Here is a 12521-nt window from a genome sequence, read left to right as displayed (position 1 = left end):
GCAGTTGTAGTAGCTTAACCAGCAGAATGCTTCTTAGCCCCTGGCTTAGCTCTTTACCTGGTCTTTTAGCAGCTTGCTGAAAAAAGGAGTTAACTCATCTGCTAAAATGCCGTGCTCTTCCACGCTCGGATGACCGGTGCAGCCGCTTGCCTGCATGGGCTGGAAGAAGTGTAGGGCGACAGGTTTATCAGCCGGGTATTTTGCATCAATTTGCTCTTTTATGGCTGTTAGTGCGTGTTGCAGGGTCGTCCTGTCCTTGCCGTTCAGCATGGGGCTGCTCAGCAAGGCAATCTGGGCTTCCGGGTACTTCGCTTTAACCAGTTGCACAAAATTGACATAACTGCTAATAAAACGGGCGCTGTCAAAGGGCAAGCGCTCTTTCTTGCCGTCGCCATGGCTAAAGTCGTTCGTGCCTAACGCGATACTCACCACTGCTGGGGTAAAGGTGCTGAAGTCCCAGCGCTGCGTGTTTGTATCCTGAAAGTCTGTTTTCTCATACACTTGTGGCATGGTGGGTCCGTCGCTGTTCCAGTTACGGTAGGCCCCAATGCCGCTTACGCAGCTCAGAACAAAATTAACGTTCAGGGCTCGGGCTACCCTTGGGCCGTAAGCCATGTACGCATTGTGCTGGTCGTGGTACTCGCCGGTGCCGCAAGCTACCTCCGAAGGGTCCATGGCAGCGCCGCAGGTAATGCTGTTACCGATAAACTCAATGATAGGCGCGCCGGGCTTTTGGATTGCTTTAATATCGTCTGCCACTACTTTCTGAATGGCGATAGGCCCTGTATGGGCTTCTGTGGCTTTGTATACCCACACCGTGTGCCTACCCCTTGTTGGAACTTTAATCACGATGGGTTCGGTTGAGGTGCCGGATACCTTTACTCTTTTCTGATAGGCCCCGTCCAACTCGTACTGCAGGTAATTGTGGCCCTCGGCGTTCGGGATGGAGGCATAGAGGCGGGCTTCGTCTCCTTCGAAGCTGAACCCGAAATGCACGGCAGAGCTCACTAGCTCCAGATCCTGGGTGTTGTTTAAGTTATACCGGCCATAGGGTTGCAGAGCAGTGGCCGGTAACACATCATCTGTTTGGGTTCCGCTGTCTTTCAGGGGGGCACAGCTTAGGCAAAGCAAACTGAAAGCTGCCATCAGGGACTTGTATTTAAAATTCATAAAAGCGGTTTGCATCGGTGTTACAGGACCTGCAAGATGGGCAACATTTTAGCCTGTTGCAACAGGGGGCAGCTTTATTGGGGACAGTTCTAGGCAAAAGGCATTTCCACTAGCAGCAGAGAAGGGTATTCGGGTGGCTTCCTGAGAACTGTTGCACTAGTTAACCTTTCAGGTGTGAGGGCATCAGTACCTGTTGCTTAGCGAACAAAGCTTTACCCGTAAAACAAGCCTGCTTTCCAAAACTTAAGTGCTCGCACAGGGGTAAACAGTAGAAACCTGGCAGGTCCGATCTGCTGCATTTTGAACTCATCTCTCATCATACCCTATGGATGTACTGGTAAAAGAATTCTTGGAAAAGGTAACGTTAAGAAACCAGCATGAACCGGAGTTTATGCAGTCTGTGCAGGAAGTAATGGAGACAATTATTCCCTTTGTAGAAAAGAACCCAAGATTTAAGGACTCGGGGATTCTGGAACGCATCGTGGAGCCGGAACGTGTGATTATGTTCCGTGTGCCCTGGCTGAACGACCAGGGGGGAGTAGAGGTAAACAGGGGCTTTCGGGTTCAGATGAACAGTGCCATTGGGCCGTACAAGGGCGGGCTTCGCTTTCACCCCTCCGTTAACCTCAGCGTTCTGAAGTTCCTGGCGTTTGAGCAGGTGTTTAAGAACAGCCTGACGGGGCTGCCCATGGGGGGCGGCAAAGGCGGCTCGGACTTCGACCCGAAAGGAAAGTCGGATAATGAGGTGATGAAGTTCTGCCAAAGCTTTATGGTTGAACTGTACCGCCACATAGATGATGATACCGATGTTCCGGCCGGCGACATTGGGGTAGGCGCAAGGGAAATAGGTTTTCTGTTCGGGCAGTACAAGCGCATTAAAGCAGAGTTTACGGGGGTGCTCACAGGCAAGGGCGCTACCTGGGGCGGTAGTCTGATACGTCCGGAGGCAACCGGCTACGGGCTCGTGTACTTTACACAAGAAATGCTGGAAACGCATGGGAAGGCCCTGCAAGGGATGACGGTACTTGTTTCCGGGGCAGGAAACGTGGCGCAGTATACGGTAGAAAAATGCATAGCAGTAGGAGCCAAAGTGGTGACCATGTCCGACTCCAGCGGGTTTATCTATGACCCTGAGGGCATAGATGCCGATAAGCTGGCCTTCGTGATGGAGCTTAAAAATGAAAGACGGGGACGGATCAGGGAATATGCCGAGAAGTATGGGTGCGAGTACTTCGAGGGGGAACGTCCCTGGAAAATAAAGGCAGACGTGGCCTTCCCGGCTGCCACCCAAAACGAACTGAATGAAGCGGAGGCCCGGACGCTGGTAAAGAACGGGTGCTTCTGTGTAGCGGAAGGGGCGAACATGCCCTGCACACCGGAGGCGATCCAGGTCTTCAGAGAGGCAAAGATTTTATATGCCCCTGGCAAGGCCTCTAATGCCGGCGGCGTGGCGGTTTCTGGCCTCGAAATGTCTCAGAACTCCGTGCGCATCTCCTGGAGCAGAGAAGAAGTAGACAGCAGGCTCCTCCAGATCATGAAGGACATTCATCATGTATGCGTGCAGTACGGGGCAGAAGATGGGTACGTTAATTACGAAAAAGGGGCAAACATCGGGGGCTTTGTACGGGTAGCTCAAGCTATGCTGGCCCAGGGCGTGGTATAGAGCGCCTCCATCTGTTTTGCACCCCTCATAATATACAAGGAAACAAAGGCTTCCCTTTTACCAGAAGGAAGCCTTTGTTTCCTTGCAGCTATTGCATTCATTTTTTTGTTTGTATAGGACTCACCACACAGAAAGACCGCGTAAACTCTAAAATCCAGACGTTAACCCAGTTCCTGCAACCTTCAAAAAGCTGCCTAGTATCATTTATCTAGTATCCCGCGTGATACGAAAGGATGCGTAGTGCAGTGGCTCCGGTTCCTGTTCCTGTACTGCCAGCGCTAAGAACAAACAGTATATCACACATAATTAGGAAGGAAACAAGCTTATGCTAGCAGTGAATTACCGTGGGCCTTACAGAATCCGCGCCGATCGTGACAGACCGATGCCCGAAATACTCCATCCCGAGGATGCCATTGTGCGGGTTACCCGCACCTGCATCTGCGGGTCTGACCTGCACCTCTACCACGGGCTGGTGCCGGATACGCGAGTAGGGGCAACCTTTGGGCATGAGTTTATTGGCGTGGTGGAAGAGATAGGGCCTGATGTAAAAAAACTGAAGGTAGGCGACCAGGTGATTGTGCCTTTTAACATTGCCTGCGGCAAGTGTACTTTCTGTAAGCAGGGGCTATTCGCCAACTGCCATGAGGCAAACCCGGAGGCCACAGCAGTAGGGGGTGTTTTTGGCTATTCGCACACCGCCGGTGGCTTCAACGGCGGACAGGCAGAATACGCACGGGTTCCTTATGCGGATGTTGGACCCATGGTAATTCCACCTGACCTGCACCCCGACGATGCCGTTTTATTAACCGACGTGGTGCCAACAGGCTACCAGGCGGCCGAAATGGGGGGCATACAGCCCGGTGATACCGTGGTGGTTTTTGGGGCCGGACCTATCGGCATCATGGCGGCGAAGTGTTCCTGGCTTTTTGGGGCTGGTCGCGTGATCGTGATCGACCACGTGGAGTACCGGCTGGATTTTGTCCGCAAGTATGCCCAGTGTGAGGCCTACAACTTCAAGTCGCTGGAAGACCCGGTGGCCTTTATCAAGAAAACAACTGACTCGTTGGGAGCCGACGTCTGCATTGATGCCGTAGGAGTGGACGCGGCGGGCAGTGCCATGCAAACCCTTACCGGTAAGAAGCTGCTGATGCAGGCGGGTGCCGCTACAGCGCTGCACTGGGCGATCAATGCGGTGAAAAAAGGAGGCGTTGTTTCCATTATTGGCGTATACGGGCCACCCGCTAACCTGGTGCCTATTGGCAGTGCCATGAACAAAGGGGTAACGATCCGGACCAACCAGGCCTCGGTAAAACGCCTGCTGCCCCGCATGATCGATCATATCCAGAAAGGGCACCTTGATCCCAAAGCGATCATCACGCACCACATCCCGCTGGAGGAAGTACCTGATGCTTACCGCATCTTTAACGACAAACTGGATAACTGCATTAAAACAGTGCTTATTCCGCCAACAGCCAGAGTATAAAGCGTAACACTATGGAAGAAAATACGAGAGATAATGTAGATATAAAGGCATGGAGTAAAAAAGGGGGCGCTCCTACGCCAAAAGACTTCGCCCACATCAAAGGATGGGGGGCAGACATAGACCCGGAGAATGACCCCACGTACCCCATGCGAAACCGTGAGAAAGAAGACCATGGGGGCTATGACTGGGAGCGCCCGCCGCTGCAACCCGTCAACATGGAAGTGCTTCATTCACTAGAGCGCCCGAACATTACGGCCGTCTTCGGCACCGCCATGCCGCCTCACGGGTTGAGCGGCCAGATTCGCCGTTTTGCATTCAGGTACAGTGAAGCCAGCTACATCCATTGGCTGTCACTGATCATGGCTGATCGGGTAAACGTGGTAGAAGGGGTTATCGATGATCTGAAGCGGGGGCAAGTGCCCAATATTTATGCGGAGAAAGGCTATAAAGCCTTGTGGAAACATGACCGGACGGGCTTGTTCAAGAAACTGGCCGTAGGGGCCCTTGTCACGACCGCTGCCGTTGCCCTGATAGCACGGAAAGCGAAAGACTAAGAAAATAACGTGATAGAAAACAAAGGAGGCAGCCGATTGCGGTTGCCTCCTTTGTTATGTTATACAAGCTTTACAAAAGACTTAAGTTATTCTACAAAGCCTTGCTTTTTGCCTCGCTGTCCACCTCCTTAATGAACTTCACCAAGCCATTGAAGTAGGTTTTCTGGTCGTCGTACATGGCCATGTGGCTGCCTTCCGGGCAGTACAGGTAACTGCCCTGGGGGAACTGGCTGGCCATCCATTTCATGTGTTCGGGGTCCATGGTGTCGTGCTCGCCACCAATGGTCAGGGTAGGCACTTTTATTTTAGGAAGGTCGGCAGAGCGGTCCCAGTTTTTCAGGGAAGCATTGCCCCTGATCCCGAATTCACTTGGTCCCTGCATCTGCACGTACACGGTCTGGTTCATGTGGTTGAACATTCTGTTTACCGGGTCTGGCCACTCCGCTACCGGCATACGCAAGGCATGTTTGGTGTAAAAGTTAGGCAGGAGTAACTCCATGTACCGCGGATTGCTAAAGTCGTTGTTCGCTTCGATCTGCTTTAGTTCGGCCAACACCTCCGGCGCCATCTGCGGACCCAGTACTTCCTCAGCGTATGTATTATAAGCCGGCACACTCGACATCATGTTCGAGATGATGAGGCCTTTCAGGTTGTCCTGGTACTTGAGGGCATACTCCATGGCCAGGATACCACCCCAGGAATGGCCCAGCAGGTAAAAGTTCTCTTTACCGAGGCCCAGTGCCTGGCGTACCTGCTCCACTTCTTCCACAAAGCGTTCGGTCTGCCAAAGACTGGTGTCGTTTGGCTGGTCGCTGTAGTGGGAGCCCAGCTGGTCGTAGTAATAATACTCTATCCCTTCTTTCGGCAGGTAACTGTCGAAGCACTCAAAGGCCTCGTGGGTGCCGCCCGGCCCGCCGTGCAGGAGCAGTACTTTCATGGTCGGGTTATTGCCTACGCGCTTTGTCCAGACCTTGTACTCACCTTTGGGGGTTGAGATTGGGATCATGCGGGCACCACCGCTGAGCTGGTCTTCTTTGCTCGAGCTGTCCAGGTAGCCCACTAAGTCAGGACTGTTATGCTCTGCTGTAACGGAATCGGCGGGGGCTGAGCAGCCCTGGAAAATGACCGTGCCAAGGAGTAAAGCAGGAATAAATGACTTCATGTTGCTGTTGTTATAAGGGAATCAGGTTAGGTGATAAAAAGTAAATATAACCGATTTCTCCTTGTCATATCAAGATCCTAAGCACGGTTTAGGAGCAGAAACAACAGGGGGGTAGGGGCTATGGTGTGGTAAATGCTGTGCAGGGCAGCAAGCTCTTCGGGGAAAGGGGTAGCCTCTTGATGGGAGAGAGGCTTTAGAGGTAGTTAAAGCGTGTAGCAAGAGTTGTTTTCGTTCTTTGGCCTGTCGCCGCCTTAGTTGCTGATGCCGGAGATATAGGCGGCTATTTCCTCTTCTTTTTCCTGCAGGCTTGCATAGGCAAACTTTGCGATAACGTCACTCGCCATATTCGTTAACACCCCAAAGATCCTGGCCTGGCTGATCACTTCCTTGTCCCAGGCAGAGGCCATCACCAGAATAGAGTAGCCGTTATAGCGCGTGAGGTCCATCAGGTTCGGGCTAAGCCCAGGAGTAGGCCACTTGCCGGCAGTAATGCTGTAGCTGCCCTGCTCCCATCGGGGGGGCGTGTTCAGCTTATCCGGCACGGGCTGGAAGTATCCGTCCACGACAGGGCCCATAAAAACAACATTTACTTCCTGTAGGGCATTTGGTACAACAGCCTGTGGGTTTGGTAATACGGCGCCAGTCTCTTCAACAGTTTCTGTGGGAGTATCCATGGTAAATACGTTAGGTGCTACCTATAAATACTGCTATTCAACACAATGGTTATGTTGCCCCACTGCACGAGGAGCTTTTGTGCAGCGGGGCTAACCTTTTTACAGTCCAAAGATTGGGCAAGCGTGTACAGAAGATTAACTTTGCCGAGGAGTAAAGCGCTGCTTCCTGCAGTGATCATCCAATAAACTGTTGCTACTTTCAACGCTGTTTGTAATTGCCTCAACCACAACTTTATGCGCTTAAATTTTACAGGCCCAAATCTCCGTACTGTTAAAAGAACTTTTTTATCACTGCTTTTTTTGTCACTGGTGCTGCTGCTTAACGGGCAGGCAACTGCGCAGGTGATTTACCAGGGTGGTTCCAATGTGCAGTTTCTCTACGGCCGTAACCTGGAACGCTCTGGTGAACTGGCCACGATCACCTTGGAGCATTTTGGTACCTATGGCGTCCTGGAGCAGTTCGGCTTTGCGGACCTGTACAACAACGTGAGCCTCGAGAGCCCAAGTCTTTACACAGAGTGGTATCCGAAGCTGAGTCTGAGTCGTGTACTGGGCAAGGAGATCAACCGGGGGCCAGTCAGTGATGTGTTATGGGCAGGCGGCGTGAACGTGCTCTTTGGTGGTACCGGCGATTTTTTTGTATACCTGACGGGGCCAGCTTTCCGGTTCAGGCTCCCGGGTTCCGGTTTGCTGCAACTCGAAACTTACTACTACAAACAACACGGCGAGGAGTACGAGGGTACTTACCAAATTACGCCGAGCTGGGATATTCCATTGCCTGTTTCCGAAAAAGTACGGCTGCGGTTCCGTGGCTTCATGGATTACATTGGCGACCGCGGTCCTGGCGGCGCCCAGTTCCTCACACAGCCGCAGCTCTTTCTGGATTTGGGAAATACCTGGGGCAAGCCCGGAAAAGTGTACCTGGGCTCCGAGTGGCGCTACTGGAACAATGTGGCGGGCATCGAGGGCCTCGACGAGTCTATCCTGCAGGCCAACCTGTTGATCAGCCTGGAGTAAGCAACAGCTTTACTCACCGTACGCATGTAAAGGCCCCTTGCCGGCAAGGGGCCTTTACTGTACGTGTTTGTCGTTCTCGATGGAGGTCGTTCGTTCCTCCTGTGCTCACCGCCCGAACCGCCTGGCTTATTCTGCAACCAACCCTGACTCCATGGAAGGTTCGGGTAGAATGTTGTTGTTCAGCCGGAAGAAGTTGGTTGGGTCGTACTTCTGTTTTAGCTTGGCGAGACGCTCGTAGTTGGTACCGTAGGCGAGCTTTACCCGGTCAGCACCATCATCCGCATCAAAGAAGTTAACACCGGTTCCTTTCGTAAACTGCTCCGTGGCCTTCCAGAAAGAGCGGGCCCAGTTGATGTGGGTATCGGCTTCGTCCGGATTTGTCCACTGTGGCACTATGTCAAAGTGCCACTGCGCGTTGCGGTGAACAAAGGGAGTCGCAGTAGGAGATACCCGGGTTACGGCTCCTTTCATACAGTTCAGCAAGATGATGGAGTAAGGAGAGGTAAAGTTATGGGCGTATTGCAGCAACACATCCAGCAGCTCATCCTCCAGGTGCGGCAGGTATCCCATTTTGGCGTAGCGGTACAGACCATGGGGGACAGCAGCGTCAAAAATCTTCTGTAAAGCTGTGTAGGGCATGGGGGCAATCAAATCGACGAGTGGGGTGCTGAACTCGCGCAGGGCTTTTACATGAGCCTCTCCTTCTTCTGGCTTGCCTGTCCAGCACACCACCACGGCGATGGCCGGGAGCCCGTCAGGGGTAGTGAGCATGCCCGCGGCAGAACTGAGTTCGTCCGGCGTATCCATGGAGTAGGACCGGTAAAAGCGAAGCACTTCCTTGGCTTTGTCCATAGGATAGAGGATCATGCCCCCCAATATCTGCGGCCCCACCGGGTGCAACTGGTATTCAAAAGAGGTAGCGATACCAAAGTTGCCGCCGCCACCGCGCACTGCCCAGAAAAGGTCCTCGTTCTCTGTTGCACTGGCCGTCACAAAGCTGCCGTCTGCCAGCACCAAGTCCACAGAGAGCAGATTGTCAATCGTCAGTCCATACTTGTTCATGAGCCAGCCCTGCCCGCCTCCCAAGGTTAAACCCGCTATGCCGGTATGGGACACAGTACCTGCCGTGGTGGCCAGGCCGAACGCCTGCGTTTCGTGGTCCAGGTCGCTCAGTAAAGCGCCTGTCTCCGCTCTTGCAGTGCGCTTTACCGGGTCTACCCGGATACTCCGCATCTTAGAGAGGTCTATCGTCAGTCCTCCTTCGCAAACTGCATTTCCGGCAAAGTTATGCCCACCTGCTTTTACAGAAATCGGTAGTTCATGTTGCCTTGCAAAGTTAACAGCCTGTATTACGTCAGAAGGACCGGCACAGCGCACAATCAAGGCGGGGTGCTTGTCAATCATGCCGTTCCATACCCGGCGGCTCTGGTCATACCCGGTGCCTCCGGGTAACAGCAGGTCGCCCCGAAGTTTTCCTCTCAGCTGGTCTGCTGCCAGTTTCGCTATAGCGCCTGGTTCTGAGGTAATAGTTTGTTCTTCCATAAATAATGAGGGTTATTGTTGCTTTATTGTACTCGGAAAAATCACGGCAGCTTCAGTAAAAGGCCCTCCCCGCAGGGGCTGCTACATGAGATAAAATAACAGGAAGGATGGAGCGGTACAGGAGAGTCCAGAACCAAAGGAGGGAGTAAAAAGCAGGGCAAGCGCTGACCACTACCTTTTCAACAGCTTGGTAAGGCTCCGTACCGTAAGCAGGGCGAGCAAGCCTCCTACCGCTATCACCTTCAGAAGCGTCTGTTGGTCCCGAATCGGGCGGAATTGGGAGTTGCCTTGTTTCATTTCGATGTAGCCGATGGGGGTAAGGGAAATTCCGCCACCGCCACCCGAGCCTTCTTCCCCGGCTTTTTTGCCAGCGCCGCCCCCAAACCCGAACTGCGCCTTGGCAACGGGAATGATGGTGAGGCCGTCCCGCTCAACCGGGTTCCCATATACCCGCTCGGCATTGGCTACCCCACCCAGATTTTCTGCAATCCGCTCTACAAAGGTCTTTTGTGTTGCGCCGCCTTCTGCGTTGTTTTGTTCCATTTTTCCTGTTTTATGGGCTGTTAATCATGTGACTTTGATGCTAGAGGCTAGCGGGTAAAGCTGTTCCTAAACCGCAGGAGATAAGGGCGCGCGTCCCTTCTCTGTGCTCCCTTGTCTCCTGTTGTCTCTGGTAAAGGGGCGCTTAAGCTGCCGGGATGGGGTCGGCTTCCGCTATTGGCTTCCAGGCACTGGCGGCTTCCTGTGCAAAGGCCTCGAAGTTGCGCGGGGCATGGCCCAGCAGCCTTGTCAGGCGCGCTATATCGTCTGGTGTGGCTTTGAGGCCATGCTGCTGAAAGTGCTCGTACATCAAGCGGAAGTCGAAGGCCATCCAGGCAGGGATGAACTGGGCCATTTGCTGTTCCCAGGCATCCATGTCGTCGCCTCCATAGGTAACAGGCACCCCTAATGCCTTGCTCCAGATCGCTGCGGTTTCCTGCCCTGTTAATGGGGCAGGGCCTACCAGGTTATAGACCTCACCTTCGTGTCCTGTCGTTGTCAGAGTGATGGCCGCCGCTTCGGCGATATCGCGCACGTCTACGCGGGAGGTGCCCATACTGCCCAGAGGCTGCGCATATACCCCGTACTGCAGCATGGCGTCTTTAAACATATAGTCGTTCTGGTAAAAGTTGTTGGGCCGCAGGAAGGTGTAGGCCATGCCAGCATCTTTAATTGCGGCTTCAACGGCTAGCTTAGAGCCAAAGTGGGGGAGGTGAAGCGCTTTTTTGTAGTTGTGCACCGACATGTAGACAAAGTGCTTTACGCCAGCCAGCCGGGCCCCATTCACAGCAAAAAGCCCTTCGCTGGTTTCAGTCGTGCTAACCGGGTTGAGCATGAAAACGCCGTCTATGCCTTTAAAGGCGCTCCGCACTATCCTGGGGTCGAGGAGGTCTCCGACAACAGCCCGAACGCCTGCCGGCAGGTTCCTTGCCTTTTCTTCGCTGCGAGTAAGCACCTGTACTTCTACATCGCGGTCAAAAAGTTCTTTTACGGTTTGGGAACCTACCGTTCCGGTACCGCCAATAACCAATACTTTCATATTTATATAAATAATTATAGTGGACGCGGTCTGAGGAGTTGCTTCAGGGCGAGCGCAGCTGATACTGCTGCGGACAGAGGGGGAGCGGAAACAGCAAGGGTGAGGCGTAGCAGTTGATGCTACTAATAAAGTGGCAAAAAAATAATGGCAAAGTTATATACGGGCATTGCGCTCTGAGGTTGGTCCAATCGTGCTCCCAAGTCAGAAATAAGGAATCGTTCCTTGGCTAAAATCAAAAGCAGCAGGGAGTGCCAAACGCCTGGAGCGAAGCTGCTTTTAGGGCAACCGGGACATGACTGCATGCCTGGTTATCGGGAGTGGATGAAAAACGGATCTAGCTATACATATCTATTGTGCAGGGAGCCCCGTATCTATCTGAAACAAAAATAAAATCAATACTATGGCAGAATCTACTACAGAATCGCTCAAAGACCTGATCGAGGACCCTTCGCAATTAACAGACATTGTGAACGACCCGGCTGGAAAAGGGATAAAGTTTTTTAAGAACCTTTCGGTTAAGGAGCAACAGTATATCATTTTTGGAGCCGGGGCAGCCCTCATTGCTTACGGCATTTACCTGGGCCGGGCGCATAAGCATTCTTAACGAGTTGGTATGCCCCCGGCCTTTATCTCCGGCTAGTGCGCAACAGTTCTCACCAGCCGGAGATACTTCAAATCCATTTCACCACCCACGTATAAGCCTAACGCCTTGAGATGATGCTGTACGGGGAAAGCTTTGCCTAATTCCAGCATGCCCGCTAAAGGGGGAGGCACAAGCGGTCGTTTGCGCCAGGAATACTTAGAAACAAGCGCCTACCAACCCAGCTCATCGTCCTCCTCATAGAGGTCTTCCGCTTTCCCCAGCAAGTCATCTACCAGGCCCTGCTGGGCCTCTTCATAGATCAACTCGCCCTTCGTCAGGAACCTGTTCGCGTCCAGCATCACTTCGTAAATGGGTGTATGGATGTGCTTGGGTATTTTGTACAGGCGTGGGTCGTTTTTATCAAAAGGCGTGGTGACTTTAGAACTGAACAGGTAGGGAATTAGCGTTTTGGAGCAGCTAATGGCGATGCGGTGGATCTCATGCTCCTCAAAGTAGTCCTGCAGCCGCCCGTTTATGTTTTCAAAGAACTCCACTGTTTCTCCCAGCCGTACGCGGGAGCCGGCCCTGGACTTGCCTTTCGTCTTCAGGTACTTGATCTGGCTCTTGCCCTGCTTTTTGCGTACCATGTAGGAGCGGAACACTTTGTGGTCCAGGTTCACCCCGTTCTCGAAATAGCCCATCGCACAGTTGCCTGATTGAATCAGCAGGATCACATAATTCACCTGTCCCTCATCCTCCTGTTGCGCGGTATCCGGGGCGGGGAGGGTGATCGGCAAACGGAAATAGGCCTGCTCATTGCCCTGCTCGTCCAGCAACGCCATCCGGTGCTTCTCCTGCTCATACGCTGTCTTCATGGGGGACGCCTGTAGGGTGTGGAGCAATTCCAGGGATTTCTCTTTCGATAAAAAACGGTTCATAGGTAGCAGGGATAAAGAGCATGCGCTGTAAGCAAAGGCAAGTAGCCCGCTCAGACAGCAACCTTAAAAACTGCAGCTAATACTGCTGGCGAAGTACTGCTTTATAGGCAACTCCCACAAAATGGTTACAGGACGTAGCGGAAAGGGCAGGCGCAT

Annotated in this window: 12 protein-coding genes; 5 read left to right on the top strand and 7 right to left on the bottom strand. The window is 52.9% G+C overall.

The features are described from left to right. Positions 1–45 precede the first annotated feature (45 nt). Positions 46–1170: an SGNH/GDSL hydrolase family protein gene (locus CHB92_RS16290; RefSeq protein ID WP_179223080.1), complete on the bottom strand. Its 1125-nt coding sequence runs from the start codon at positions 1168–1170 to the stop codon at positions 46–48. A 325-nt stretch (positions 1171–1495) separates the two neighbouring features. Here CHB92_RS16290 and gdhA point away from each other — a divergent pair, with 325 nt between their 5' ends. The 3 genes from gdhA (at position 1496) to CHB92_RS16275 (ending at position 4870) form a co-directional block, all read left to right on the top strand. Then, a complete protein-coding gene (gdhA, locus tag CHB92_RS16285; protein WP_089320290.1) occupies positions 1496–2833 on the top strand; it encodes an NADP-specific glutamate dehydrogenase in 1338 nt (445 codons plus the stop codon). Positions 2834–3158: 325 nt separating this feature from the next. Then, positions 3159–4316 carry a zinc-dependent alcohol dehydrogenase gene (locus tag CHB92_RS16280; protein WP_089320289.1) on the top strand — a complete coding sequence of 386 codons (1158 nt, stop codon included), beginning with the start codon at positions 3159–3161 and terminating at the stop codon, positions 4314–4316. Between the two features lie 11 nt (positions 4317–4327). Then, a complete protein-coding gene (locus tag CHB92_RS16275; RefSeq protein WP_245842642.1) occupies positions 4328–4870 on the top strand; it encodes a hypothetical protein in 543 nt (180 codons plus the stop codon). A 91-nt stretch (positions 4871–4961) separates the two neighbouring features. Here CHB92_RS16275 and CHB92_RS16270 read toward each other — a convergent pair whose 3' ends face one another. Continuing rightward, the gene (locus CHB92_RS16270; RefSeq protein WP_089320288.1) at positions 4962–6032 is read right to left on the bottom strand and encodes a proline iminopeptidase-family hydrolase; all 1071 of its coding nucleotides are present in this window, start codon (positions 6030–6032) and stop codon (positions 4962–4964) included. Positions 6033–6283: 251 nt separating this feature from the next. Continuing rightward, positions 6284–6706 carry a hypothetical protein gene (locus CHB92_RS16265; protein WP_089320287.1) on the bottom strand — a complete coding sequence of 141 codons (423 nt, stop codon included), beginning with the start codon at positions 6704–6706 and terminating at the stop codon, positions 6284–6286. A gap of 300 nt (positions 6707–7006) precedes the next feature. Here CHB92_RS16265 and CHB92_RS16260 point away from each other — a divergent pair, with 300 nt between their 5' ends. Then, positions 7007–7723: a hypothetical protein gene (locus CHB92_RS16260; RefSeq protein ID WP_144266334.1), complete on the top strand. Its 717-nt coding sequence runs from the start codon at positions 7007–7009 to the stop codon at positions 7721–7723. 126 nt (positions 7724–7849) lie between these two features. On the opposite strand, the gene CHB92_RS16255 is transcribed toward CHB92_RS16260, so the two are convergent. The 3 genes from CHB92_RS16255 to CHB92_RS16245 form a co-directional block, all read right to left on the bottom strand. Further along, the gene (locus tag CHB92_RS16255) at positions 7850–9265 is read right to left on the bottom strand and encodes an FAD-binding oxidoreductase (protein ID WP_089320285.1); all 1416 of its coding nucleotides are present in this window, start codon (positions 9263–9265) and stop codon (positions 7850–7852) included. Positions 9266–9436: 171 nt separating this feature from the next. Next, positions 9437–9808 (bottom strand): spore germination protein GerW family protein, encoded by a 372-nt coding sequence (locus tag CHB92_RS16250; RefSeq protein ID WP_089320284.1) that lies wholly within the window; start codon positions 9806–9808, stop codon positions 9437–9439. A gap of 142 nt (positions 9809–9950) precedes the next feature. Further along, positions 9951–10844, bottom strand: coding sequence for an SDR family oxidoreductase (locus CHB92_RS16245; RefSeq protein ID WP_089320283.1), 894 nt, complete (start codon positions 10842–10844; stop codon positions 9951–9953). 400 nt (positions 10845–11244) lie between these two features. Here CHB92_RS16245 and CHB92_RS16240 point away from each other — a divergent pair, with 400 nt between their 5' ends. After that, a complete protein-coding gene (locus CHB92_RS16240) occupies positions 11245–11448 on the top strand; it encodes a hypothetical protein (RefSeq protein WP_089320282.1) in 204 nt (67 codons plus the stop codon). Positions 11449–11657: 209 nt separating this feature from the next. Here CHB92_RS16240 and CHB92_RS16235 read toward each other — a convergent pair whose 3' ends face one another. Beyond that, positions 11658–12365 carry a hypothetical protein gene (locus CHB92_RS16235; RefSeq protein ID WP_179223079.1) on the bottom strand — a complete coding sequence of 236 codons (708 nt, stop codon included), beginning with the start codon at positions 12363–12365 and terminating at the stop codon, positions 11658–11660. Positions 12366–12521 lie beyond the last annotated feature (156 nt).

Source organism: Pontibacter ummariensis (assembly GCF_900188175.1).
GTDB classification, from domain to species: Bacteria; Bacteroidota; Bacteroidia; order Cytophagales; family Hymenobacteraceae; genus Pontibacter; species Pontibacter ummariensis.
The sequence above is the reverse complement of the archived record's forward strand: the minus strand, read 5'-3'. Positions and strand labels throughout refer to the sequence as shown.

Bases quoted from the DNA above. Each gene is read 5' to 3' on its own strand.
- CHB92_RS16290 (WP_179223080.1), bottom strand. From the start codon at position 1,170: ATGAATTTTAAATACAAGTCCCTGATGGCAGCTTTCAGTTTGCTTTGC.
- gdhA (WP_089320290.1), top strand. From the start codon at position 1,496: ATGGATGTACTGGTAAAAGAATTCTTGGAAAAGGTAACGTTAAGAAAC.
- CHB92_RS16280 (WP_089320289.1), top strand. From the start codon at position 3,159: ATGCTAGCAGTGAATTACCGTGGGCCTTACAGAATCCGCGCCGATCGT.
- CHB92_RS16275 (WP_245842642.1), top strand. From the start codon at position 4,328: ATGGAAGAAAATACGAGAGATAATGTAGATATAAAGGCATGGAGTAAA.
- CHB92_RS16270 (WP_089320288.1), bottom strand. From the start codon at position 6,032: ATGAAGTCATTTATTCCTGCTTTACTCCTTGGCACGGTCATTTTCCAG.
- CHB92_RS16265 (WP_089320287.1), bottom strand. From the start codon at position 6,706: ATGGATACTCCCACAGAAACTGTTGAAGAGACTGGCGCCGTATTACCA.
- CHB92_RS16255 (WP_089320285.1), bottom strand. From the start codon at position 9,265: ATGGAAGAACAAACTATTACCTCAGAACCAGGCGCTATAGCGAAACTG.
- CHB92_RS16250 (WP_089320284.1), bottom strand. From the start codon at position 9,808: ATGGAACAAAACAACGCAGAAGGCGGCGCAACACAAAAGACCTTTGTA.
- CHB92_RS16245 (WP_089320283.1), bottom strand. From the start codon at position 10,844: ATGAAAGTATTGGTTATTGGCGGTACCGGAACGGTAGGTTCCCAAACC.
- CHB92_RS16240 (WP_089320282.1), top strand. From the start codon at position 11,245: ATGGCAGAATCTACTACAGAATCGCTCAAAGACCTGATCGAGGACCCT.
- CHB92_RS16235 (WP_179223079.1), bottom strand. From the start codon at position 12,365: ATGAACCGTTTTTTATCGAAAGAGAAATCCCTGGAATTGCTCCACACC.